Source organism: Burkholderia sp. Ac-20345 (genome assembly GCF_017104825.1).
Taxonomy (GTDB): domain Bacteria; phylum Pseudomonadota; class Gammaproteobacteria; order Burkholderiales; family Burkholderiaceae; genus Burkholderia; species Burkholderia lata_B.
Map to the genome: position 1 here is coordinate 1 of NZ_JAAGPO010000065.1, position 22939 is coordinate 22939.

Genomic DNA, 22939 nt, shown 5'->3' on the forward strand with positions numbered 1-22939 from the left:
CTTCCATCTGGGCACTTTGATGCCATTGGCCCGTAAGGCTCAGCCTTCCTGCAAGCTACGCCACTCACGGGTGGGAGGCGTTCATATCATTTTTCCAGTCGAAGGCGGACCGCACGGTCTTGGCCAGCACGTTGCGCAGCGCCAGCCAGAGCAGCTTGATCGCCGCCTCGTCATTCGGGAAGTGGCCGCGCGTCTTGATGATCTTGCGCAACTGCATGTTCAGACTTTCTATGGCGTTCGTGGTGTACACCACCCGTCGAATCTCCGGCGGAAACACATAGAACGGCACGACGTGCTCCCACGCGCGTTGCCACGACTGCACGATCGTCGGGTACTTCGCGCCCCAAGGTCCGTCGGCGAAGTCTTGCAGCGCCTGCCGTGCCGCATCTTCGCTGGCAGCCGCGTAGATCGGGCGCAGCGCTGCGGCGAGCACCTTACGGTCCTTGTAGCTGGCGTACTCAAGACTGTTGCGGATCAGATGCACGATGCAGGTCTGGACAGTCGTCTTGGGATAGGCAGCGCCGATCGCCTCGGTCAATCCTTTCAGGCCATCGACCACGGCGATCAGGATGTCCTGGCAGCCGCGAGTCTTGAGTTCGTTGAACACCTTGAGCCAGAACTTGGCCCCCTCGGTCTGCTCGATCCAGAGGCCCAGCACGTCGCGCTGGCCATCGGCCTGGATGCCCAAGGCCAGATACACGGCCTTGTTGCTGACCACGCCGTCATCGCGGATCTTGACCCGCAGCGCGTCGAAGAACACCACCGGATACATCGCCTCGAGTGGGCGGCTCTGCCAGCTCAGCGCCTCGGCCATCACCTCGTCGGTGACTGAGCTGATGAAGTCGGGAGACACCTCGGTGCCATAGCTCTCGGCCAGAAACGCCTGAATCTCGCGCACACTCATGCCGCGCGCGTACAATGCCGCGCGCGTACATCGCAATGATGCGTTCGTCGAAGCCGGTGAAACGACGCTCGTGCTTGGGAATCAGGATCGGCTCGAAGCTGCCGTCACGGTCACGGGGGACTTCGACACGAACCGGGCCGCGATCCGTGATGACCGTCTTGCCGCTGGCGCCGTTGCGCTCGTTGGCCTGCCCTACGGGCTTGGCCTGGCCCGGCGGGTAGCCCAGATGCAGATTCATCTCGGCGCCCATCGCACGCTCGATGACTGCCTTGTTGAACGCCAACATCAGGTCCTGCACTTCGGCCGGCGTCATCGGCCCCTTGATCAGTTGGTCCAGCAGTTCCTTGGGCAGTTCAGGCAGCGGCCCTCGGGCCGCTGCCTGACGCGCTACAGTTTGCCTTTTCTTCTTCATCGGCATATCCATGACTTTTACACCTCATGATATGCCTCGCCCACGAAATCACGGATAGGTCCACTTCAAACTTCGACACCTCGTGTCAACAATGCATCGGTGTGGTACAGGGACCTACTGATCCCGCACCGCCACGTCACTCGACAGGCGTGCGGCAATGGCGCGCGCTGCGAGATCCAGCAAAAAACCCAGAACTCCGATCACGAGAATGGCGGCTGTCAGTTCGGAATACGCGAGCCGGTCGCGTGTATCGAGAATCAGATAGCCGAGTCCCGCACTCACGCCGAGCATTTCCGCAGGCACCAGCACGATCCACAAGATGCCGATGGCGAGTCTCACGCCAGTGAACACATGCGCGGCAATGCCAGGCACGTAGATATGCCAGAGCATTTCCGCACGCGTGGCGGCTAGACTTTCGCCAAGCTGGAGCCAGCGCCGGTCGAGATGCGCGACGCCCGAAACTGTGCTCATCACGAGCGGCCAGACAGCGGCGAACGCGAGCAGAAAATACACCGCACGATCACCGACGCCGAGCGACATCACGGCGAGCGGCATCCACGAAAGCGGCGAAATCATGCGCAGAAACTGCAACGTGGGCGAGAGCGTCTGTTCGAGCCAACGCAGACGGCCGATCGCGAAGCCCAAGGGCACGCCGACCACGACCGCCCATGCAAGTCCGACGGCGATTCGCTTGAGGCTGGTCGTCACGTGCACAAGCAACTGATCGCTGGTGATGAGGGCGGGCAGGACTTCCAGTGCGCGCTGCGGGGCGAACTGCGCGGCCATCGCATTGTGGCCCGCGAGCAGCGTGACGGCCAGCCACCAGAGCGCCAACGTCGCGGCCAGGCCCGCGACGCCGAGCGCGACACTGCGCCAATGCGCGGACGCCGGTGCTCGGCGCCGCGCGGTAGACGAAGCCTCACGGACGAGCACGCTAGACACGGATCGTCTCCTTGCGCGTATAGCCCGCCTCCTGACCGAACGCCGACAGGCCACCCGATGCTTCGATGCTTTTCTTCACGAAGCGGTCGTCGACGAGATCGCTCGCGACCTGTTTCGGATCGAGCGACGCGAGGAACTGGCTCGCGCCTTCCACCTGGGTCGCTTTCAGCCGGCGCACGAGTTCTTCCGTGTAGCTCGGATACGGATACGGCTGGAAATCGATGCGCTTCGAGCCCCAGTCCGCGTGCTGGATGGCACGGTCGCCGAGATAGCGCCCCTGATCGGCGGCTTGCGGCGCCAGCACGCGCGCCAGCAATTGCGACGCGTGGGGCGTGTAGTGATTCGGGCCTTCCTTGGATAACAGCTTTGCCGCCTCTTGCGGATTGGCGCGCGTCCACAGTTGAGCCTTGACGATCGCATCGACCACCTTCTGCGACCACGCCGTGCGCTGCGTCAGATCCTGCTCGTGCATGAAGATTACGCAGCACGCGTGGTTGCGCCACACGTCGCCCGTAAAGCGCAGAATCTTGCCGACATTCAACTGCTCGGCCGCCGCATTGAACGGCTCGGCGACGATATACCCCGCGATCTGCTTCGAGGCCAGCGCGGGCGGCATATCGGACGGTGCCATCACGATCAGGTTGACTTCCTTCTGTCTTGGCGTACCCGAATGCTTGAGCACGGGCGTGAGACCCTGCGCGCGCAGCATGTCCTGCAGCACGACGTTATGAACCGAATACCAGAACGGCACGGCAACCGTCTTGCCGACGAGGTCGGCCACGGCGTTCACATCGGGCGAAACCGTCAATGCCGATCCGTTCACGTGATTCCATGCGACGACTTTCGCGGGCGCCTTGCTGCCGTAACGCGCCCACACCGTCATTGGGGAGAGCAGATGCACCACGTTGACCTGTCCTGACAGGAACGCCTCGACCAGTTGCGCCCAGCTTCGCAACAACGTCGGCTTTTCCGCCTGGATGCCCGCCGCATCGAAATAGCCGTTGTTGTGGGCGACGAGCAGCGGCGTCGCATCGGTGATCGGCAGATAGCCGATGCGCACGGGCGCGTCCGGATCGGCGGCGGCGCGCGCATTCAGCGATCTCAGCAGCGGCGCCGCGCCCGCGACGGTAAAGAGCGACGCGAGCTTGAGCCATTCGCGTCGTGACATCGGTACGTTGCACATGAAGATTTCCCGCCTGTGTCTGTCGGATTCAGGCTGCCTCTGAGATCGAGTTTTGCAGCGCCTGAAGGATGGATATGCGCAGCTCGCCGAGCGAGCGCACCTGCGTATGCCGTGGTTGCGGCAGATCGACGGCCCAGCGTCCGACGACCTTGCCGCGATTGCCGAGCAGCACGATCTGGTCGGCAACGAGCAGCGCTTCGTCGATGTCGTGCGTGACGAACAGTGCGGATGCGCCAGTGATTCGCACAGCGCCGATCAGAAGCTGCTGCATGTCGGCGCGGGTCACTTCGTCGAGCGCGCCGAACGGCTCGTCGAGCAGCAGTGCGCGCGGCTCGCGGGCGAGACAGCGAGCCAGCGCCGCGCGCTGCGCCATGCCGCCAGAAAGCTGCGAGGGCAGCCAGTGGCGCGCATGTTCGAGCCCGACAGCGGCCAGCGCGTTCGTCACGCGTTCCTTGCGGACCGCGCGCGTGAGTTGTCGTTGACGCGCAAACGTCAGCCCGAACGCGACGTTGCGCTCGACCGTGAGCCATGGCAGCAAACATGGGTCCTGAAACGCGAGCGCGACCTCCGGACGCGGTCCTTCGACCCTTTCGCCGTCGACGCGAATCGTGCCGGACGTGGTGTGCGTCAGCCCCGCGATTGCGCGCAACAACGACGACTTGCCGCAACCGCTCGGTCCGAGCAACGCAACGAGTTCGCCCGGCGCGACCGCCAGATCCACGCCATTCAGCACGCCGCGCGTGGCATAGCGCAGCGTGACGCCGCTCGCGACAATATGCGCGCCTTGCGTCATGCCGCTGCCGCCCGTCGATGCCGCGCGAGTTGCGACTTCAGTTGCACGAGGCTCGGCGTGACGATGGGAATGAACGAGGCCTCGCGCACACGCCGCGCGCCGCCGCTCTGGCCTCGCAGATAACCGCGCCCACCCGTCGCCTGCACTTCGAGCGAGACGGCTTGCGTGACGGTATCGACGAGTGCGATGCGCAGTTCGAACATCGTCGCGGGTGCGTTGAAGAAGGTGCCGTCGAGCACGCCCTGTTTCAGTTGCGACGACTGATTGGCGAGCGTCGCTTCGAGTGCGTGAATTTCGTCGCGGATTGATCCGCGCGACGCTTCGCTCGCTTCCAGCGTGGCGAGCAACGCACGCCGCGCGAGTCCGACCGACATCCCGCATTGCAGGCCGAGAAAGGCCGGGCGCACACGGGCGAGCCAGACGGGTGCATTGGCGGCGAGCCGATACGTGTCGTCGAGCACGGTGCCGTTGACGCGCAGCGCAGCCGTATTGCTTGCACGCAGGGCGATCAGGTCGAGATCGTCGCTACGCTCAACGCCGGGTGCATCGTGCGGGATTGCAAAGATGGAGGGCGGCGAGCCGTCGTCGTGATCGAAGGCTGCGGCGGCGATGAAGCCTTCACGCCGCAGGTTCGTGATCCACGGCAGGCTGCCGTTCATTGCGAACGTGTTGCCGCTGCGTGCCGCGTGCATCTGCAAAGGCTCGATATCGGACAGATACTTCATCGCATTCGACAGCCCTGTAGCGCCTGCGGTCTCGCCCGCAAGAAGCGGCGCCAGCCAGCGTGTGCGTAGCGCTTCGTTCTCGCTTTGCAACACGTATTCGATGAAGGTGCGATGCCCCCACAGCACGAAGGCCGCCGTCAGCGAGCGTTGAGCGACGGCGGCGACCGTATCGATTGCGTCCGCGATGCTGCCGCCCGTGCCGCCCAGCGCTTCGGGCACGCCAGCCGCAACGGCACGCGAGCGCACCAGTTGCGGCAGAACCTCTGACACACGGGATGCGTCGACGTCGAGTGCCTCCGCGTTCGCGTCGAGCCACGCGTCGAACGCCTTGCAGCTCAGGGGCGCATTCATGCGGCCTGCGCCTTCGGCTCCCAGCGATACGCATCGAGTTGCGGATTCAACTCGTTGCGCGCCAGGTTGTTCGCGAAGTTGCATAGCGTTGCGAGGCTTACGCCGAGAATCACTTCGAGTGCGTTAGCGTCGCTGTAGCCAGCGGATTTGAACGCAGCGAAGGCTTCGTCTGACACGGCGCCGCGCGTGGCGATCACCTCACGTGCGAACGCCGCGACAGCGTTCAAACGCACGTCGGACACGGTACCTTGCGCACGGATTTCATCGACAACCGCTTCAGGAAGTTGCGCTTTTTTCAGTGCGACAGCCGTATGACCGGCAACGCAGAAACCGCAGCCGTGAATCGCGGCGGCCGTGATCTGCACGACTTCGCGTTCGGCCAGCGTGAGACCGCTGCGCGAGTTGATTTCGCCGACGGTCAGATAGGTTTCCAGTGCGGTGGGTGCATTGGCTAGTGCGGCGACCAGATTCGGCAGAAAGCCATTCGCGGCTTGCGACTTCTGAAGAAACGGGCGGGTGGCTTCGGGCGCGCTTTCGATGGTTTGGAGAGGCAGACGACTCATGACACCCTCGATCGGAAAGCCTCATTGTTGACTCCGCCAGTCGAGCCGGCAATGCGCCGCCGTCTCGCTTTCATGCGCGTTTGTCTCAAGTCAATGGACGGGCGTCTGTGCGGCGCTTGCAGGCTCGCGGCGACATGTACCCGGCGGCAGGCCCGTGACGCGTTTGAAGGCCTGTGCGAAGGCGGATTCCGATTGATAGCCGACGTGCTCGGCCGTGCTGAGCGTCGATGCCCCATGCCGCAACATTTCCGCCGCGACCTTCATGCGCAGCAGCGCGAGAAACTGCGCGGGAGGTTGTCCGCACGCTTGCGCAAACTGCTTGCAGAAACGCGCACGCGACATGTGGCAAAACGCCGCCATTGTGTGCGTGGTCCAGTCGTCCCCGGGTTTCTCGATGATCGCGCTGACAAGCGGGGTAAATTCGGAGCGCCGCATCACCGACCACAGGCCCGGCACAAAATCGTCGGCGCTCGCGACGGCGCGCAGTGCATAGAAGAACAGTGCATCCGTCAGACGATTGATGAGCGGCGAGGGCGTGTCCTGCGCCCGGGCGGCTTCCACGCGGATCAGATCGAATAGCGTGCGCGCGCCGTGCAACTTCGCGTCGTCGTGGCGCGCGAGGATGTGATCGGGCAGCAGACCGGTGATTGCTTCGCCGAGATCGGAACGGAATTCGAAGAAGCCGCACGCGAGCGCGACGCCATCGTGCGAGCCGTCGAGCGCATCGAGCGGCGTCATCGCGCCGATGCGCACGGCGTATTCGTCATCGGAAGGCGCGTTGGAGTCAGGCGTCAGGCAATGTGGCATGTCGTGCATCAGGATCACGGCATCGCCCGCGACGAGCCGCGTGCTTTGCGCGGCTCGGCCGTTCTTGGCGGGGAGATGAAGCCAGCAGGTGCTTTCCAGCACCAGATGAAAACTCGCGCGCTGATGGCCTGCCGTCGACGCGCGATACGCCCCGCAGTAGCGCCCCACGTGAAACAGGGTGCTGCGCAGTTCGAGTCCGGAGAGCAGCCAGTCGGCGGCCTGTTCGGCAGAGGTCGGCATGATGGGCGTAGTTGGTGAAGCCATTGGGATGTCGATGGCGGAGTTCGAGCGTAGCGTCGTGCGGTTGCGCCGTAAAACAAGCGATCGTGGAATGCATACGCCTTTGCGGCATAAGCTTTCCACCGCGGTGAGCGGCGGGCGATCTTCGGCTGGCTGATGCGCGCGTTTGCGGGACTTACGTCACGCCAAGTTCGAACAGACGATGCGTTTCATCGCGCTCTGTGCCGCCTGCGCGTGCCCGTTTCCAGCCGAGCGAACGGCCATAGGCGCCGAGCGAACCATCCTGCGCGAGTTGCGCTTCGTCGACGGCCACATGCTCGTTCGCGAACGGGTGCACGTACAGCGCGTCGGCGGGACAATAAAGCTCGCACATGAAGCAGGTCTGGCACGCGTTGGGGCGGGCGATGACGGGAATACTGCCCTTCACGGCATCGAACACGTTGGTGGGGCACACGTCGACGCAACGGTCACAGGCAGTGCAGCGCGACTCGCTGATAAGTTCGATCAAAACGGGGTGTCCTGTCAGGCGATGGCGGGGGCGGCAACGGCCTCCCAGCGCAGCGCGGGTTCATCTTTCACGCCGCCGATCAGCAGGCGCGACGCAAGACCGTCTTGCAGCGGAAAGTCGTCACGTCGATGCATCCCGCGCGTTTCGCGCCGCGCGAGCGCACTCGTGCACGACAGTTTCGCGACGTACATCAGCGCGTGGGCGCTGCGGCTGGCAGCGAGTGACGCATCGGCGCCTGCGCGGGTTGCGAGCGCAGTGTCGATGGCGCGCAGTGCGGCCGTGAGCCGCTGTTCGCTGCGGAACAGATGGACCTCGGGCGGCCGGACTTCGCGTTCGAGCGTTTCAGCGGTGGCGTGTGGATCGCTCGTGGCAAGCTGCCCACGGTGTGCATCGACGTCGACCGCGTGCACGCCGCTGTGCACTTTCGCGAAGCGGCTTGCCGCCGCACCTGCCCGGCTTCCTGTGGCGATGGCCCATGCTGCGTTCGGCGAGCCGCCACCCGTGCGCGCACCGACGATCACTTCACGCGAGGCCGCGTCGCCCGCCGCATAAAGGCCGGGCACGTCGGTGCTGCCGTCGGTATCGGCGAGGCGGATGCCGCCTGTGCCGCGCACCGTGCCTTCGTGGCGCAAACCGACGGGGAAGCGCGTACGGAACGGGTCGATACCCATACGATCGTAGGGCAGGAAAGCATTGGCCTGACCCGAACGCAGCCATCGTTCGATCTCGGGTGTTGCGCGATCGAACACAGCCAGGACGGGTTCATGGATGAGCGTTCTGGCCACGGAGGTAAACGCATCGCCCTCGTCGATATGAAGCGGCCTGCCGTCCTGCGTCGAATAACTGGCCCAGATGAACGGCAAGCCTTTGGTGACCGACGAGAACGCTGCCGCGAGGCCGTACTGGCTGGAGAACTCCATCCCGGAGAACAGGGCGCCCGCTTCTGCCGCCGCCAGATGCCCGTCGCCCGTGCAGACGTTGGTGCCGAGCGCGCCGCCCAGAAACGCGCAGCCGCCCGTGGCGATCACGCACGCGTTCGCGCTCACCTGCCAGCGCGAGCCGTCGCGGCGCTCGCCGAATGCGCCCGTGACGCGGCCTTCGTGTTCGTCGCGCACGAGGCCGAGCAGAGGCGCATGATCGAGAATCGTCACGCCCGCGCGCCGGATCTGCTGACGCATGAAGCGCATGTAGTCGGGGCCGCGCAGCGTGGCGCGATTCGGCGTGCCGTCTTCCTTGCGCGGAAACGGATAGCCGAGCGTCTCGAGCAATTGCAATTGGCGCGCTGCAGCTTCGAGCACGCTCGCGGTCCAGGACAGTTCGCTGAGTTCGCCGCCGCTGCGATGACGTTCTTCGAAATGATGGACGTAATCGTCCGGGTCGGGCACATACCAGACATTGTTGTTCGAGGCTGCGGCGGCGCCCGACGTGCCGCAGTAGCCCTTGTCGGCGAGCACGACGCTCGCGCCGCTGCGTGCCGCCATCAGCGCGGCCCATGTGCCCGCCGGGCCGCCGCCTGCCACGAACACGTCCGCCTGCAAGGCGATGTCGTTCTGGTCGTGAGGCGCGCTCATGCGTGCCCGTCCCACGGCACCAGTGCCTTTTGCACGCGTCGCAGGCCCCATTCGATCGTCGCGGCGATCAGCGCGATCACGATGATGCCCATGATGACCACATCGGTTTCCAGGAACTGCCCGGCGGACTGGATCATGAAGCCGAGCCCGCGCGTGGCCGCGATCAGTTCCGCTGCGACCAGCACCGACCAGCCGACGCCGAGGCCAATGCGAATGCCCGTCAGCACGTCCGGCGCAGCAGAAGGAACCACCACGTAACGCACGATTTGCCAGTTCGTCGCGCCAAGCGCGCGTGCGCCGCGGACACGTCCCGGCTTCACGCGCTTCGCGCCTTGCTGCGTGGCGATGGCAAGGGGCGCAAAGATGGCGAGCCAGATGAGCAACACCTTCGACGGCTCGCCGATCCCGCACCAGATCACGATGAGCGGCAAATAGGCGAGCGGCGGAATCGGCCGATAAAACTCGATCAGCGGATCGACGATGGCCTGCGCGACGCGGTTCATGCCCGTCAGAATGCCCACGGGAATCGCGGTGACGATTGCAAGCAACAGCGCCGCGAGCATGCGATGCAGACTGGCGAGCGTATGTTCGAGCAGGGTTGCGTTGCTGGAGCCGTCGGTGGCCACGGTGACGAACTTCTGCGCGACGGCTGCGGGCGATGGCAGGAATACCGGACTGACCAGCTGGAGACGCGCTGCAACGGCCCACGCCGCGATCAGTGCGACCACAGTGGCGGCGCTGATCTGACGCGAACTGATCCAGGCAGCACGCGGCGTACGCGCTGCCTCCTGCGAGCCGGAATCTGCCGTCGCGTCCGGTGGGCCAACCGCCGCACGCACGGTTTGATCGGCGGCGCTCATATCTTTTCTCCTTCGTCGGCGAAGAACGTCGTTTCGAGTTCGTCGCGCAGCCGCGTGAACGCCGGATCGTTGCGGATCGCGCGGGCGCTTTCGCCCGCTGCAAAACGCTGTCCGAAGTCCAGCGCGCGCACGGATTCGATACGGCCGGGGCCGCCTCGCATCAGCACGAGATCGGTGGCCATGAAGAGTGCTTCCGTGATGTCGTGCGTGATCATCAACATGCCCTTGTCGTAGCGCGTCCAGAGTTGCAGCAGGTATTCCTGCATGCGTTGACGCGTGAATGCATCGAGCGCGCCGAGCGGTTCGTCGAGCAGCAGAAAACGCGGATCGACGGCCAGCGAGCGTGCGAGGTTCACACGCTGACGCATGCCGCCCGAAATCTTCCACAGCGGATAGTCGGCATACTGGCTCAGGCCCGTTAGCGCGAGCAGCGAGTCGACCTTGTCGCGCAACGCGTCGCGCGGCATGCTGTGCAGCTTCAGCCCGAACCCGATGTTCTGGGCGACGCTCTGCCACGGCAGCAAGGCATCGTCCTGCGAGACGACGCCGCGTTCCGCACCCGGCCCCGTCACCGGCACACCATCGAGCGTGACCTTGCCGGCAGTGGGCGCGATGAAACCCGCGATCACGTTGAGCAGCGTGGTCTTGCCGCAACCCGATGGACCGAGCACCACCGTGAAGCTACCGTCGCGCAGATCGAGATCGATGTCGGACAGCACGGTACGGCGTCTTGCGCCTGTTTCGAAGCCGACGCTGACGGATTCGACGCGAATCATCGTGTGGCCTGTTCTGTCGATTTATTGCTTGATCGCCTGCTGCACATAGGCGGCAGTGACCGTCGTCCGATAGTCGGGCAGCAGCGTGTCGAGCCGCTTTTGCTCCTTGAGGAATTTCGACGTGTCCGCGAGCGCGGTGGCCGTGCCTCCTCCCAGCAGCGTGTTGCCCGGCTGCTCATTCAGCAGCGGATAGGTCGTGCCGTGCAGCAGCGGCGGCACGTCGGCAGGATCGGAGCCGCTGACGCGCGCGATGGCCTCCACTTCAGGCGAGCTTGCCGTCCAGTTCGCGCCGTTCTTGCGATAGTCCTCGTTCACCTGGCCCGTTACCTTCGCGAAGTTCACCAGAAAGTCCGGATGCGATTGCGCGAAGTCCTTGCGCGCCACCCACGCGAGGAACGTCGGCGCCCCCCATTTGCGTACCTCGGCTGAAGTCGTAAAGATCTTGCCCGTCTTCTGGATCTTGCCGAGCGCGGGCTCCCACACATACGCGCCGTCGATGTCGCCACGCTGCCAGGCGGCGGCGATGCCGGGCGGTGCGAGATTGAGAATCGTCACGCGATCGGCGGGCACGTTCCAGTGCTTGAGCGCAGCGAGCAGGCTGTAGTGCGTGGTGGACACGAACGGCACGGCGATTTTCTTGCCGATCAGGTCTTGCGGCGTATTGATATTGCTGCCGTTGCGTACCACGAAGGCTTCCGCCGAACCGATTTCCGCCGCGACGAAAAATGTCTCGATAGGCAGGCCGCGCGTGACGCCCGCAGCCAGCGGACTGCTGCCCGTGAAGCCGACCTGCACGTCGCCCGATGCCATCGCGGCGATCACGTCGGCACCCGTGTTGAACTTGCGCCAGTTGATCTGGTAGCCGCTGACTTTTTCGTAAAGACCTTTGGCTTGTGCGATTTTCGAAGGCTCGATGTCGGTCTGATAGCCGATGGTCACGGTCTTGTCGGCCGCATGCGCGGGCGACGCGCTGAGGATCGCGCTCGCGAATAGCGGTGCAAGGAGTCGGATAAAAAATCTAGTATTCATTGCATGGACCCTGAATGGATAAAACAGGCAGATGAAGGCGCCGGATGGCGCTCAGCGTGTGGAATACAGCACCGTGTCGATTTCCACACGGGCGTTGCGGCCTAGTTGCGCAACGCCGATCGTGGTGCGCGCGGGAAGCCGCGCGGTATCGTCGAAGTAGCGGTCGTAGACGCGGTTGAAGCCCGTGTAATCGAGGTCGAACTCGCGCAGATAGATGCGCACGAAAACCGTGTTCGATAGCGCAAAACCCGCGTGTTCGACGATCCGTTCGATGTTGCGAAAACACAGCTGCGCCTGCGCTTCGATGCCCTCTGGCAAGGGTTGATCGGGCGCGTCGGGATCGATGGGAAGTTGTCCCGTGACATGCAGCCAGCCGCCTGCTTCAACCGCGTGGCTATAGCGTGCCGATAGAGGCGGCGGAGCAGCGTTGGGCGCGCGGTGAAACACGATGGAAGACATGGCGTCTCAGCTCTCCAGGAGCGGTGTGAACGTATCTGATCATTTCGTCATTGTTATAACAACGACACTGTGAAACGAGTATAGGTTTATGCTGTCCGCGTTCAAAGCGATCATTTCTGACATGCTTATGTCGGCACCCGATTTACACGTCGTGCACAATTACGTACCCGGCAATACCTTGCCGCACTACAGGTTTCACTATCGATGGGAAAAGCCAGACCAGCAGCCGCTACGCTCTATGACCGCGTCCGTGACGCGCTGCATGCGCGCATTCTCGACGGCACCTATCCGCCCGGTTCGCGCCTGCCGACCGAGCACGAGCTGTGCGAATCGCACGGCGTCAGCCGCATCACGATCCGTCAGTCGCTTGAGCGACTACGTCAGGAAGGATGGGTCGAGAAGATTCACGGCCAGGGTACCTTCGTGCGAAGATCGCGCGCCGTGCAGAACATCAGCGCGCTGCAGAGCTTTTCGGAAGCGATGACGCCGCTCGGGCATCGTGTGTCTAACCGGGTGGAGAGCGTGCGTGTCGTGGATGCCAACAGCCAGTTGTCGAGCCGCCTGCGACTGAATGCGCAAGCGCAAGTGACCGAGATCCAGCGCGTGCGGATGCTGGACGGCGTGGCCGTATCGTTTGAAGTGACATATGCGGCGAATGAGATAGGCGAGCAACTACTTATCGCTGATCTTGCGAACCGCGATATTTTCCATGTAATTGAGCAGGATTGCGGCGTGCGCATCGGTCATGCGGACCTGTCGATCCGTTCAATGCCCGCGAGCGACGCGGTGGCGATCGCACTGGAAGTAGAGCCGGGCAGTTCGTTGCTCGGTATCGACAGAGTCGTGTATAGCTGTGACGGCGCGCCTGTGCTGTTCGAAACGCTGAATTATCGCGGCGACGCGTTCCAGTATCAGTTGAGAATCGAGCGGTCGAAGCGGTAGGGCGATAGAGGGAGCTCGCACATAAGGTCTCGCTTTTTTCCGCCGGTCCGCCCGTGCGTCTCACAGGATTAAACGCCGAACGTATTCAGCTTCTCTAGCGCGCATCCGCAACGGTCAGCGTGCCGGGGATCAGCTTGAGCGGACTGAACGCATCCGCAATCTGCTGCTGATAGGCCAGGGTTGCATCGGTGAGCGGTTGAACGCCGCAGCCGGTGCGCTTGAGTGCGACTTCGAGTATCGACGCATCGAGTCCCACGAGCGGCGACAACTGCGACGCCACTTGCTCGACATTGTCGCGTGCCCAGGTGTCGACGTCGTTGACTTCGTCGAGCAGCGCGCGGAGTGCCTGCGGCTGGGTCGACGCGAACTTGCGGGCTGCGACGTAGTACTGTGTGTTGCGCACCAGGTGTTGCCGTTCGAAGTTTCTGCTAACAGTGACCACAGATACTGCTAATGGGTAAACTCGTGGTGGCGCCGTCGGCAAAGGCTGAGAGCGATGTTCTTTCCGTGTCCGCACACGTTGCACTCATGCAACAAAGGGGCGGTGTATGTGGGAATATTTTGCTAATGCGCCTTCAAGACCTTGCAATGACAGCCGTGGCTCACGAGCGGCGTAATGAGGATAGTTGCTCGTGACAGGAGCACGGCGTGCACGTAACAGATTATCAAAAAATTGGATTCGTGCACAACAATATACACGTCATCGCAAACCGGTGGATGCGACTTTAATGCTTGTTTTACAGGGTGGGGAAGGCTTTCGACATTGAGCCGTGGTGTACGACTATGTCGAACTTCAACACTATCGTTTTGGAATCCGGAGCACCTCGTCGAAATATCTTGCCAACAGCTTGCGGTTGCTCGGTGCCGCGGCTTGACCAGGGCCGCCCCGCATTAGCGGAATAGTCGGACACGATTAGCACACGAACGGACACAATTAGCAGAATCTACGAGCTTCAACAGATATTGTCACGTTTCTGGACTTAGTAGACCGCTGGGCCCGGGGGATTGCGGATTTGGGCTACAGCATCTCGCTATTTCGCGGTCAAGAGGACGAAACCTGGCCGCTCAAGCCCGGCATTGCGCGACCGCAATACGCGAAGCGGGTAAGGTCCGACACCGAACAGCGCATGCTGAGCGAATTCAAGCAGCGCGGTATCCCGCATCTGGAGTCGACGGTCGAGCTCGCGGAGGCTGACTGGCTGGCGATCGCGCAGCATCATCGGATGCCGACGCGCTTGCTCGACTGGACGGGCAGTGCGCTGGCGGCACTGTGGTTTGCGATCCAGCGGCCGGCCGCCATGGGGAGCAACGGGGAGCTCAAGGCGGCCGCTGTCCGGCTGCTGGCGGCCACCCACGCGGACACAATCAAAAACCACGAGCGCGAGGAGCCGCTGAATATCACCCGTACAAAGCTCCTGAAACCGAGTCACGTGTCACGGCGCATCGCCGCGCAAGATGGCTGGTTCAGTGTGTATCGCGGGATCGGGGACGGCCTCGACATGAAGTACGTTTCGCTCGATACCAATGCGGATTTCAAAATGCGCCTGAGCTTCGTCCGGACCCCGCCCGATGTGTTCGGCCCCATACGCGCGCAGTTGCAGACGGCCGGCATCAACCGTGGCGTGCTTTTCCCGGACCTTGAAGGCGTGGCGGGGCGCATCTCCGACGCCATCTTGTATCCCGACGATCAGCCATCACCGGGCGTCGGGAACCTCTGACGCACGCGATTACATGGCCAACCGTCCCCAACAGCTCGAATTGCCGCCGCCGCCACAATCTGTTCGATCGAAAAGCGTTTCCGTTTCATGACAAACCACCTCCTGGCTCAGGGTCAAGTTTGCCGCAAAACTCGCGCTCAGATCGATCCGAGATTCCTAAAGCGGATCATCACCTCCTCGCGAAGTCACGGTTTTACTTCTCAACAACAGGATCGAAGTTTAGTTCGCCTTCGCGGAAAGGAAAGTTGGATACAGGGCCGGCCGGCTCACGGAATCACAGGGCTTTCATTGGGGTGCGATGTCTCGACTTTGCTTCGTGGGACGATATACGAACGACCACTGAGGAGTAGGAGGTATCCTCCGAACTATCGTGCCACGTCTAGATGCGGGGGAACAGGATGAACATGGTTATCAATAGTGTCGCCTATCGAGCCGGCAAGCGCTTGGGTGAAGTCACCGTCGATGACATCAGTGAGGTCGTCAAGGAACCCGACGCATTTGTCTGGCTGGGCATCTGGCAACCCGACGAACCGTTTCTGCGAAAAGTGCAGGAGGAGTTCGCGCTTCACGACCTTGCGATCGAAGACGCACTCGTCGCCCATCAGCGGCCCAAAATCGAGACGTATGGTGAATCGATCTTCATCGTGATCAAGACTGCGCAACTGGTCGACGGTGAAGTGCAGTATGGCGAAACTCACTTGTTCGTGGGCAAGAATTTTCTTGTCACGATACGGCATGGCGCCTCCGCGAGCTACGCTCCGATTCGCACGCGCGCCGAACAGAATGCGGCGCTCCTGGGCAAGGGGCCGGGGTTCGCGTTGTACTCGGTACTCGATTTCGTCATGGACAATTACCAGCCCATCGTCAACCGGTTCGAGGAACAGTTCAACCGTATTGAAACGGAGATCTTCAAGTCCGACTTCGACAAGATGGTCATTGAAGATCTGTACGAACTCCGACGTGATCTTTTGCAACTTCGCAATGCCACCGTTCCGATGATCGACATTTGCGCGCAACTGATTCGTCTCCACGAGGAAGTGATCCCCAAGGATTTGCGCGCCTACCTGCGTGATGTCCAGGACCATGCCCAGCGGATCGTTTCCGCCTCTGACGAGATGCGCGAGATGCTGACGAATGCAATGCACGTCAATCTTGCGCTCGTGACGGTCAGGCAAAATGAGGTCGTGAAACGACTTGCTGGCTGGGGTGCGATTCTCGCGATCCCCACGGTGATCTTCAGTCTCTATGGCATGAACTTCGAGAACATGCCCGAGCTGAAATTCGCGTGGGGTTACCCGGCCACGCTTGCCGTGACCATTGCCGGATGCGCAGGGCTGTTTCGAAAACTCAAACGTTCCGGTTGGGTTTGAGGTCAGACGTTGTCCCTTTGTAACGAAGGGGGGCTTCACGCATGAATCGCACAGCTCATGATGTTGCCACCTTCGTCGCCGCAGGACCGCGGGCTTTGCGCTGCCGGGCCCGTGCTTCGTTACGCTCGAGCGCTTCCGTCAGCCGGTATGACTCGCCCTTGATCGAGATCACCTCGGCGCGATGCACGAGGCGGTCGACCAGCAAGATCACGCAGGCCGCGAAGGGGAACACCTCCGAGGCAGGGGCAGAGCGTGCTGAGTGATCGAGCGCGGTGCTGCGAGTCGCCACATGCTTCCATGCCGATCATACGCGGCTCAAGGTTGGCAAAATATTCGAGGAAATTCGCTCGCTTCAGCGATTTGTTGATGATCTTTCCGCTGCCGGGCGCAAGGTGGTGGATCTAAAAGACGTACTTGCCAATGTCGACTTCCATAAGGATGAGATTCATAGCTGCCGCCGTTCAGAAGTCCCGCACGCGTATGATGCGCTGAGTGCGCTGAGTGCGCTGAGTGCGCTGAGTGCGCTGAGTGCGCTGAGTGCGCAGCGGCGTTCGGCAAAGGCAGTGCGTTCGAAGTGATTCATGCCGTAGTATTCGGCAAATGACCGCCTCTGCACGAGCTCGCCTCCATATCCACTGACCGCCTATGTTTCGCCTGAGACTCTCGCTCGCGTTTGCCTTGCTCCTTTCGCTCGTCTGTGTGCAAGCCGGCTTTGTCTACTTAGGCGCCAATCGTGTCAACGATTACGCCCAGCACAGTCGGTTGGCCAGCGACATTCTGTCCGAACTGCTGGATCTGTCGGCAAACAAGCAGCGCCTGCGCGTGTGGGCCTCGCAACGGCTGATGAATGTCGATGCTTCGCCTGCATTGCGCGACCGCTTGCTTGCCCGCATGCAAGCAAGCGCCACCACGCTGCAGCAATTAGCTCGACGCGACGTCGCCCTGTGGGCCGAAATATCCATCCGCGATGACGTGCCAGTGCCCCCCGAGGTCGAGCAGCTTGCAGCAACAACGGAGTTGCTGGCCGACAACATCTCGGCTGTTCAAGCACGCCTCGTCGGGCTGGTTCCGTTGCAGCGCGATGCCGAATTCGCCGGCGTCTGGCGTGAACTGAACAATGTATTCGACATGGCGCGCGGGCGAGACCTGCGCGAACTCATCAACGGTGCGATAGAGCGCCAGCGCGTGGCTGTGCCGATTGCTCGAGCGGCCACCGAGCGAGGCCTGGACCGCCTGCGCACGCAAGCGATCAGCATGGCCGGGCTGACGCTATTGGCCGCCATCGTTCTGGCCGTGCACTTGAACCGCCGCTTGCAACGCCCGCTGGATCGGCTGCTCGAAGGCGCCCGCGCTTTACAGGCGGGCGCGTTGGAACATCGCGTGCCGCTCGTGTCGAATGACGAGTTCGACCGCGTGGCTGAGGGCTTCAACGCGATGGCGGACGAGATCCAGCAGCACCGCAATGACGCTGACGCCGCTCGCCGGCGGCTGGAAGACACAGTGCAGGCGCGCACCAGCGAGGTGCGCGCCGCACACGAGACGCTGCAGCGCATCGATCAGCGCCGCCGCCAACTATTTGCCGACCTAGGCCATGAACTGCGCACGCCCACAACCGCCATCCGCGGCGAAGCCGAGATCGCGCTGCGTGGCGCCGACAAATCCGCCACGGAATACCGCCAGGCCCTGCAACGCATTGTCGACGATACCAAGCAGCTCACCGGACGGATCAACGACCTGCTGCTAATCGCCAAGGCCGAGGCCGATCAACTCGTCATGCGAACGCAGACGGTTGACCTGTCCGCGATGCTGCGGGATGCCGCCGAATTTGGCGAGTCTCTGGGTGCGGGGCACGATGTCCGCATCGTCCTTGATCTGCCGGTAGACACATCTTCCTTGACTCTGCCCGCCGATGGCGATCGGCTGCGTCAAGCCCTTGTGATCGTGCTGGATAACGCGATTCGTTACTCTCGGCGCGACAGCTCAGTGCATCTCTGCTGCCGGCAGCATACCGACCTCATACTGATCGAGGTGATTGACCATGGCATCGGCATCGATGCGGACGAGCTACCGCAGGTCTTCGAGCGGTTCGTGCGCGGCCGACGTGCGCGTGCCCACCGTGCCGATGGCACTGGCATCGGTCTGTCGATCGCGCAGACGATCGTTCAGGCGCACCGTGGGCATATTACCCTGGAGAGCGCGCCGGAGCAGGGCACCCGCGTACGCATCGAACTACCACGGTACCCGGATGACAACTCCATTATCGGCCTTGCCGCCGAGCCCAACCATGAACATCCTGATCATTGAAGACGACTCCCGCGTTGCGGACTTCCTCTCGCGCGGGCTGCGCGCCGAGGGGTATCGCGTCCAGCTTTCCCGTACCGGCCCCGAGGGACTGCAAACCGCGCGTGACTGGGAGCCGGCGCTGCTGCTGCTCGACGTCATGCTGCCTGGCCTGAACGGACTGGAGCTCTGCCAAACCCTACGCGCCGAACGCAACCACGTTCCCATCCTGATGCTAACCGCGTTGAGCGATATCGACGATCGCGTAACCGGCTTGCGTCTCGGCGCAGACGATTACCTGACCAAACCATTCGCTTTTGATGAACTGCTAGCCCGCATCGAGGCTTTGCTGCGGAGGGGGCGTGAGCAGCGGCCGAGAGCGAGCGTGTTGCAAGTGGCCGACCTCGTGCTCGACCGCGAACGCATGCAGGTTACCCGGGCCGGCATGCCAATTACGCTCACCGCCAAGGAGCTCGCCTTTCTCGAGTTGCTAATGAGCACGCCGGGCCGTCTCTACAGTCGCGAACGCATCCTTTCGAACGTGTGGGGCGTGAACGAAGATCCGATGACCAACATCGTCGACGTCTACGTGCGCCGCCTGCGCAGCAAGATCGACGAGGGTCAAGCGCTACCCCTGCTTAAGACCGTGCGCGGGCTGGGTTATCGGCTCGATAGCGAAACATAATGGCGCAGGTGAGTACCGCGCCCCGCCCCAGTGCCGTTCATCTTGTGTTCATCTTCGGATAAGGAACGCTTCATCGAATCCACCGGTTGCCGTTCATGTCGGGCCGCAACAATGGGGCTGTATCGCTTGTGCGATGCAGCGTCAAAAGAACGGCACTTGAACTGACCCACTAGAGGAATTCTCGATGAAACACCTTCGCGTCGCCCCCCTGATCGCGGCTGCGGCCATCACCCTCGTCACGTCGATGTCCGCCAACGCGCAGACGTGCGCCCCCGCCACGCAGCAACAGATCGCGGGCTTGTTCGATCGCTGGAATGCCTCGCTGCGCACTGGCGACCCGGACGAGGTCGTGGCCAATTACGCCGCCGACGGCGTACTCCTGCCCACAGTCTCGAACCAGCCGCGCACCAATCCGGCCGAGATCCGCGATTACTTCGTCAAATTCTTGAAGAGCGGCCCGCAGGGCACGATCGACCAACGCATTATCAAGATCGGCTGCAACGTGGCGCAGGATGTCGGCACATACACGTTCAAGTTCGCAGATGGCCAGAAGGTCCACGCACGCTATACGTACGTGTATGAGTGGCAGAACGGCACTTGGTTGATCGCGCACCATCACTCCTCGGCGATGCCCGAGAAGGGCAAAAACGGCTGACGCTCGCCGCGCGTGACCACCAGGCTGGGCGAGACATGTCTCGCTGGCCAGGTAATGGCGCTGGTGGTCGTGATGCGCGCCGCAGCCCATTTCTTGCGGAAGCATTTCCCCAGGGAATGCCGAGTTGCCGCACGTATAGGGGTAAGCGCGTCACCAGCACCGTCGTGACGGAGTTATCGATTACCCCATCGATTGGTCGCGAGTCGCATCAATGCGGCGTTGGCAGCACGCAGATCGAATAGCTCCGGGTCGAATCCTGGACCGACCCATTGACGATAGTTATCCGCTTCTTCGCTGTCAGGACTGTCGCGCAACGTGGTCAGGAACGTTTCATACCCTGGTGCACCGCCGACGTCTTCCGGTGGGCAAGCGCGAGCACCATCGATCACCCTGGACTCGCCCCACGACTCGTCTTCAATCGTCTCAACGCTTTCGACCACGACCTGGTGATCCCAGCCGTCGCCGAAGTTATAGCGGTAGAGGATGCGCGAGTCAGGTCGCAGGACTTTGTTCAGTTTGGTTTTCCGGTCGTCGAATGTCTTCGATCGATCCATGAACTCTAGTGCCGCATCGACATCGAACATGGCGTAGGTTTTGCCGTCGATCAGGAAGTCGTGCATGTGTGTGCTTTCCCATCCGAAGGCTGCTTGCAGAATGTGGTGTAACTTGCGCAGCGAGTCGGGTCCTTCGACTGTGATCCGGCGCCAGATAGGCGGTTGGATATACAGTAATTGCACGTGCAAGGTATAGCGCTGGAACGACTTGGCCATCTGATCTCCGAGGTCTGGGCATCAGTGGCATTATCCCTTCACGACGTGGGAAGGGTCACCGCCCAGGGCAGCAGTTCGTCGATTCGGTTGATCGGGTGATCCGCGATACGCGCCAGGACATGACGCAGGTACGCCAGGGGATCGAGACCATTGAGCTTGGCCGTGCCGATTATGCTGTAAATCGCGGCCGCACGTTCACCGCCGGAATCCGCGCCGGCGAACAGGTAGTTTCGTCGGCCCAGGGCAACGCCGCGCAGTGCCTGCTCGACCGGCAGATTGTCGATTTCCAATTGTCCGTCGTCACAGTAGCGCGTCAATGCTTCCCACCGGTTCAGGGCATAGAGGATGGCCTGACTCGTGTCCGATTTGCGCGAGAGCGTTGCCAGCGCGGCGTTCAGCCACACATGGAACTGTTCGAGTAATGGTTTGGCGTTCGTCTGCCGGTGCGCTTGCCGCCCGTCTGGCGGTTTGCCCCGGATCGCTTCTTCGACCTCGTAGAGCGCGCCGATGCGTTCCAGCGCCTCCTTGTTCAGCGCGTTGGGCCGCGCCGCGTACAGATCGTAGAACTTGCGCCGGGCATGCGCCCAGCAAGCCGCCTCAAGTACCTTGCCAGTCTCGTAGATCTTCTGATAGCCGCCATAGGCATCGGCCTGCAGCGTCCCCTTGAACTTGGCCAGATGCTGTTGCGGATGCTCGCCTTTGCGATCGGGGGTGTAGGCGAACCAGACTGCCGGTGGCGCCTCGTCGCCCGAGTTCCGGTCATCGCGCACATAGACCCACAGCCGCCCGGTTTTCGTCTTGCCATTGCCCGGCGCGAGCACCGGAACTGGCGTATCGTCGGCGCGCAGCTTCGTGGCTGCCATCACATGCAGGCGCAGCGCATCGACCAGCGGATGCAGTAGCTTGGCACTGTGCCCCACCCATTTCGCCAGCAACGAGCGATCCAGTTCCACGCCTTCTCGGGCGTAGATCGCCGACTGGCGGTACAACGGCAGGTGATCGTTGAACTTCGCCACGAGCACATGCGCAAGTAGTCTCGCGCCGGCCTGCCCCCGTTCGATGGGGCGGCTTGGCGCTGCCGCCTGTGCGATCTGATCGCAACAGGTGCAGGCCAGTTTCGGTCGAACATGGCGAATCACGCGGAAGCTGGCCGCCACATATTCCAGTTGCTCGGACACGTCTTCGCCGAGCGGCTTCATCGCGCCACCGCACGCCGTGCAGGTTTCGTCGGACTCCGGCAGGTACGTTCGTATGTCGCGCGGCAGATACTCCGGCAGCGGCTTGCGTTGTATCTGTTCCGGTACCGTGCGCGGTGCCTTGGGAATCTCGATGGGCGCAGCGCCTTCGTCGGCTTCGAGATCTTCCAGTTTCAGTTCGAGCTGCTCGATCTGGCGATCCAGTTTCTCGGAGCTGCGCCCGAATGCCATACGGCGCAGCTTCGCGATCAACAGCTTCAGGTGCTCGATCTCGGCCTTGCCCGTGGCCACCACGGCTTCGTGTGATTCGACCAGATCTTCCAGATGCGATGCGCGCATCGCGCTCAAGCAACAAGGCTTTGAGCGCTTCGATGTCATCCGGATAGGCGTTGGCCGTGGTCATGCCCGCAGTTTACGCGGGCGCCGGGAGGTTTACAACGCCGAACTCGGCTCGGTCGTACGCACCGGCTGCCGCCAGTCGATGCCTTCGAGCAGCATCGATAACTGGGCCTGGCTCAGGCAGACCACGCCGCCATCGGCGCGCGGCCAGATGAAGCGCCCACGCTCCAGGCGTTTCATCAGCAGACACATGCCGTCGCCGCTCCACCACAGCACTTTGACCAGATCGCCCCGCCGGCCACGAAACACGAACACGTGCCCGCTGAACGGATCTCGCTCCAGCACGGTCTGGACCTTGGCCGCCAGGGTGTTGAACCCGCAGCGCATGTCGGTCACGCCTGCAGCCAACCAGACGCGAGTTCGACTCGGCAAACCGATCACGCTGCCATCCCCGGCATGCCGCGCAACATGCGCAGCACCAGCGTCAACGTACTCTCGTCCGGAGCGCCTTCGATGCGGACATGGGCGTTGCCTACGTTGATCTCAATCGCGCCCGTCGGTATCGTGGTCGGCGCCGACACCGGCACCAGCGGCGTAGTCTCGGCAAGCGGCGTCTCCACTTTCACAGGTAGCAGTCCAGCCGAATCGTATTCGCCGGCCCGTAACGAACGGCGCCATTTGAACACCAGATTCGCATTCAGGCCGTGCTCCATTGCCAGGCGCGCGACTGACACGCCGGGCTCGCATGCCAGCCTGGCCATCTCGCGCCGAAATTCGAGCGGGTGATTCGGGATGCCTTTGCGGCCAATCCTCTTTGGTGCTTCTGTTGTCAAAGTATTCCCCGCTACTTGAAGTGGTGGG

The 22939-nt window shown here is 62.5% G+C and carries 23 protein-coding genes and 3 pseudogenes; 7 read left to right on the top strand and 19 right to left on the bottom strand.

Going from position 1 to position 22939, the window contains the following annotated elements:
• Positions 1 to 64 precede the first annotated feature (64 nt).
• The 13 genes and pseudogenes from G3O06_RS23030 to G3O06_RS23090 form a co-directional block, all read right to left on the bottom strand.
• A pseudogene (locus tag G3O06_RS23030) lies at positions 65 to 1316 on the bottom strand (IS256 family transposase).
• Between the two features lie 114 nt (positions 1317 to 1430).
• Positions 1431 to 2258: an ABC transporter permease gene (locus G3O06_RS23035; RefSeq protein ID WP_205817599.1), complete on the bottom strand. Its 828-nt coding sequence runs from the start codon at positions 2256 to 2258 to the stop codon at positions 1431 to 1433.
• Positions 2251 to 3441, bottom strand: a complete 1191-nt coding sequence (locus tag G3O06_RS23040; protein ID WP_205817600.1) for an ABC transporter substrate-binding protein — start codon at positions 3439 to 3441, stop codon at positions 2251 to 2253. The genes G3O06_RS23035 and G3O06_RS23040 overlap by 8 nt, the downstream gene beginning before the upstream one ends.
• 28 nt (positions 3442 to 3469) lie before the next feature.
• Positions 3470 to 4234 carry an ABC transporter ATP-binding protein gene (locus tag G3O06_RS23045; RefSeq protein ID WP_205817601.1) on the bottom strand — a complete coding sequence of 255 codons (765 nt, stop codon included), beginning with the start codon at positions 4232 to 4234 and terminating at the stop codon, positions 3470 to 3472.
• Complete coding sequence (locus G3O06_RS23050; protein WP_205817602.1) at positions 4231 to 5310, bottom strand: acyl-CoA dehydrogenase family protein; 1080 nt, start codon at positions 5308 to 5310, stop codon at positions 4231 to 4233. Before G3O06_RS23050 ends, G3O06_RS23045 begins: the two co-directional genes overlap by 4 nt.
• On the bottom strand, positions 5307 to 5873 hold the full coding sequence (locus G3O06_RS23055; protein ID WP_205817603.1) for a carboxymuconolactone decarboxylase family protein: 567 nt from the start codon (positions 5871 to 5873) through the stop codon (positions 5307 to 5309). The genes G3O06_RS23050 and G3O06_RS23055 overlap by 4 nt, the downstream gene beginning before the upstream one ends.
• Before the next feature lie 90 nt (positions 5874 to 5963).
• Positions 5964 to 6944, bottom strand: a complete 981-nt coding sequence (locus G3O06_RS23060; protein ID WP_346779548.1) for an AraC family transcriptional regulator — start codon at positions 6942 to 6944, stop codon at positions 5964 to 5966.
• A gap of 151 nt (positions 6945 to 7095) precedes the next feature.
• Positions 7096 to 7428, bottom strand: coding sequence for a 4Fe-4S binding protein (locus G3O06_RS23065; protein WP_205817604.1), 333 nt, complete (start codon positions 7426 to 7428; stop codon positions 7096 to 7098).
• A 14-nt stretch (positions 7429 to 7442) separates the two neighbouring features.
• The gene (locus G3O06_RS23070; protein ID WP_205817605.1) at positions 7443 to 8999 is read right to left on the bottom strand and encodes an FAD-binding protein; all 1557 of its coding nucleotides are present in this window, start codon (positions 8997 to 8999) and stop codon (positions 7443 to 7445) included.
• Positions 8996 to 9859, bottom strand: coding sequence for an ABC transporter permease subunit (locus G3O06_RS23075; RefSeq protein ID WP_205817606.1), 864 nt, complete (start codon positions 9857 to 9859; stop codon positions 8996 to 8998). The genes G3O06_RS23070 and G3O06_RS23075 overlap by 4 nt, the downstream gene beginning before the upstream one ends.
• Positions 9856 to 10635: an ATP-binding cassette domain-containing protein gene (locus G3O06_RS23080; protein WP_205817607.1), complete on the bottom strand. Its 780-nt coding sequence runs from the start codon at positions 10633 to 10635 to the stop codon at positions 9856 to 9858. Before G3O06_RS23080 ends, G3O06_RS23075 begins: the two co-directional genes overlap by 4 nt.
• Before the next feature lie 21 nt (positions 10636 to 10656).
• Entirely contained in the window at positions 10657 to 11664 is a 1008-nt protein-coding gene (gene tauA, locus G3O06_RS23085; protein WP_205817608.1) for a taurine ABC transporter substrate-binding protein, read from the bottom strand.
• Between the two features lie 51 nt (positions 11665 to 11715).
• A complete protein-coding gene (locus G3O06_RS23090) occupies positions 11716 to 12123 on the bottom strand; it encodes a RidA family protein (protein ID WP_205817609.1) in 408 nt (135 codons plus the stop codon).
• 204 nt (positions 12124 to 12327) lie between these two features.
• Here G3O06_RS23090 and G3O06_RS23095 point away from each other — a divergent pair, with 204 nt between their 5' ends.
• Positions 12328 to 13065, top strand: a complete 738-nt coding sequence (locus tag G3O06_RS23095; protein ID WP_205817610.1) for a GntR family transcriptional regulator — start codon at positions 12328 to 12330, stop codon at positions 13063 to 13065.
• Between the two features lie 94 nt (positions 13066 to 13159).
• Here G3O06_RS23095 and G3O06_RS23100 read toward each other — a convergent pair.
• A pseudogene (locus G3O06_RS23100) lies at positions 13160 to 13477 on the bottom strand (sulfonate ABC transporter substrate-binding protein); the annotation flags it as partial.
• 601 nt (positions 13478 to 14078) lie between these two features.
• Between G3O06_RS23100 and G3O06_RS23105 the strand changes: the two are divergent.
• Together G3O06_RS23105 and corA are read left to right on the top strand one after the other, a co-directional pair.
• Positions 14079 to 14783 (top strand): FRG domain-containing protein, encoded by a 705-nt coding sequence (locus G3O06_RS23105; protein WP_241020202.1) that lies wholly within the window; start codon positions 14079 to 14081, stop codon positions 14781 to 14783.
• A gap of 398 nt (positions 14784 to 15181) precedes the next feature.
• Positions 15182 to 16153 (top strand): magnesium/cobalt transporter CorA, encoded by a 972-nt coding sequence (gene corA / locus G3O06_RS23110; RefSeq protein WP_205817611.1) that lies wholly within the window; start codon positions 15182 to 15184, stop codon positions 16151 to 16153.
• Between the two features lie 55 nt (positions 16154 to 16208).
• Here the strand turns inward: corA and G3O06_RS23115 are convergent.
• Positions 16209 to 16391, bottom strand: a pseudogene (locus G3O06_RS23115) (ATP-binding protein); the annotation flags it as partial.
• Positions 16392 to 16425: 34 nt separating this feature from the next.
• On the opposite strand from G3O06_RS23115, the gene G3O06_RS23120 reads away from it, so the two are divergent.
• The 4 genes from G3O06_RS23120 to G3O06_RS23135 all read left to right on the top strand — a co-directional run bounded on the left by G3O06_RS23120 (position 16426) and on the right by G3O06_RS23135 (position 19773).
• A complete protein-coding gene (locus G3O06_RS23120; protein ID WP_205817612.1) occupies positions 16426 to 16731 on the top strand; it encodes a hypothetical protein in 306 nt (101 codons plus the stop codon).
• A gap of 67 nt (positions 16732 to 16798) precedes the next feature.
• On the top strand, positions 16799 to 18457 hold the full coding sequence (locus G3O06_RS23125; RefSeq protein WP_205817613.1) for a HAMP domain-containing sensor histidine kinase: 1659 nt from the start codon (positions 16799 to 16801) through the stop codon (positions 18455 to 18457).
• Positions 18438 to 19118, top strand: a complete 681-nt coding sequence (locus G3O06_RS23130; protein ID WP_205817614.1) for a response regulator transcription factor — start codon at positions 18438 to 18440, stop codon at positions 19116 to 19118. Before G3O06_RS23125 ends, G3O06_RS23130 begins: the two co-directional genes overlap by 20 nt.
• 184 nt (positions 19119 to 19302) lie before the next feature.
• Positions 19303 to 19773 (top strand): SgcJ/EcaC family oxidoreductase, encoded by a 471-nt coding sequence (locus G3O06_RS23135; protein WP_205817615.1) that lies wholly within the window; start codon positions 19303 to 19305, stop codon positions 19771 to 19773.
• Positions 19774 to 19946: 173 nt separating this feature from the next.
• On the opposite strand, the gene G3O06_RS23140 is transcribed toward G3O06_RS23135, so the two are convergent.
• From G3O06_RS23140 to G3O06_RS23155, 4 genes are all read right to left on the bottom strand, one after another.
• Positions 19947 to 20543, bottom strand: coding sequence for a plasmid pRiA4b ORF-3 family protein (locus tag G3O06_RS23140; RefSeq protein ID WP_205817616.1), 597 nt, complete (start codon positions 20541 to 20543; stop codon positions 19947 to 19949).
• Positions 20544 to 20581: 38 nt separating this feature from the next.
• Positions 20582 to 22078 (bottom strand): IS66 family transposase, encoded by a 1497-nt coding sequence (locus G3O06_RS23145; RefSeq protein ID WP_205817617.1) that lies wholly within the window; start codon positions 22076 to 22078, stop codon positions 20582 to 20584.
• 93 nt (positions 22079 to 22171) lie between these two features.
• Entirely contained in the window at positions 22172 to 22519 is a 348-nt protein-coding gene (gene tnpB / locus G3O06_RS23150) for an IS66 family insertion sequence element accessory protein TnpB (RefSeq protein ID WP_006477753.1), read from the bottom strand.
• The gene (locus tag G3O06_RS23155; RefSeq protein ID WP_241020203.1) at positions 22516 to 22911 is read right to left on the bottom strand and encodes a transposase; all 396 of its coding nucleotides are present in this window, start codon (positions 22909 to 22911) and stop codon (positions 22516 to 22518) included. The genes tnpB and G3O06_RS23155 overlap by 4 nt, the downstream gene beginning before the upstream one ends.
• Positions 22912 to 22939 lie beyond the last annotated feature (28 nt).

Excerpts from the sequence above, each read along its gene's own strand:
- G3O06_RS23040 (WP_205817600.1), bottom strand. The coding sequence starts at position 3,441 with ATGTGCAACGTACCGATGTCACGACGCGAATGGCTCAAGCTCGCGTCG.
- G3O06_RS23045 (WP_205817601.1), bottom strand. The coding sequence starts at position 4,234 with ATGACGCAAGGCGCGCATATTGTCGCGAGCGGCGTCACGCTGCGCTAT.
- G3O06_RS23050 (WP_205817602.1), bottom strand. The coding sequence starts at position 5,310 with ATGAATGCGCCCCTGAGCTGCAAGGCGTTCGACGCGTGGCTCGACGCG.
- G3O06_RS23055 (WP_205817603.1), bottom strand. The coding sequence starts at position 5,873 with ATGAGTCGTCTGCCTCTCCAAACCATCGAAAGCGCGCCCGAAGCCACC.
- G3O06_RS23060 (WP_346779548.1), bottom strand. The coding sequence starts at position 6,944 with ATGGCTTCACCAACTACGCCCATCATGCCGACCTCTGCCGAACAGGCC.
- G3O06_RS23070 (WP_205817605.1), bottom strand. The coding sequence starts at position 8,999 with ATGAGCGCGCCTCACGACCAGAACGACATCGCCTTGCAGGCGGACGTG.
- G3O06_RS23075 (WP_205817606.1), bottom strand. The coding sequence starts at position 9,859 with ATGAGCGCCGCCGATCAAACCGTGCGTGCGGCGGTTGGCCCACCGGAC.
- G3O06_RS23080 (WP_205817607.1), bottom strand. The coding sequence starts at position 10,635 with ATGATTCGCGTCGAATCCGTCAGCGTCGGCTTCGAAACAGGCGCAAGA.
- tauA (WP_205817608.1), bottom strand. The coding sequence starts at position 11,664 with ATGAATACTAGATTTTTTATCCGACTCCTTGCACCGCTATTCGCGAGC.
- G3O06_RS23090 (WP_205817609.1), bottom strand. The coding sequence starts at position 12,123 with ATGTCTTCCATCGTGTTTCACCGCGCGCCCAACGCTGCTCCGCCGCCT.
- G3O06_RS23095 (WP_205817610.1), top strand. The coding sequence starts at position 12,328 with ATGGGAAAAGCCAGACCAGCAGCCGCTACGCTCTATGACCGCGTCCGT.
- corA (WP_205817611.1), top strand. The coding sequence starts at position 15,182 with ATGAACATGGTTATCAATAGTGTCGCCTATCGAGCCGGCAAGCGCTTG.
- G3O06_RS23125 (WP_205817613.1), top strand. The coding sequence starts at position 16,799 with ATGTTTCGCCTGAGACTCTCGCTCGCGTTTGCCTTGCTCCTTTCGCTC.
- G3O06_RS23130 (WP_205817614.1), top strand. The coding sequence starts at position 18,438 with ATGAACATCCTGATCATTGAAGACGACTCCCGCGTTGCGGACTTCCTC.
- G3O06_RS23135 (WP_205817615.1), top strand. The coding sequence starts at position 19,303 with ATGAAACACCTTCGCGTCGCCCCCCTGATCGCGGCTGCGGCCATCACC.
- G3O06_RS23140 (WP_205817616.1), bottom strand. The coding sequence starts at position 20,543 with ATGGCCAAGTCGTTCCAGCGCTATACCTTGCACGTGCAATTACTGTAT.
- G3O06_RS23145 (WP_205817617.1), bottom strand. The coding sequence starts at position 22,078 with ATGCGCGCATCGCATCTGGAAGATCTGGTCGAATCACACGAAGCCGTG.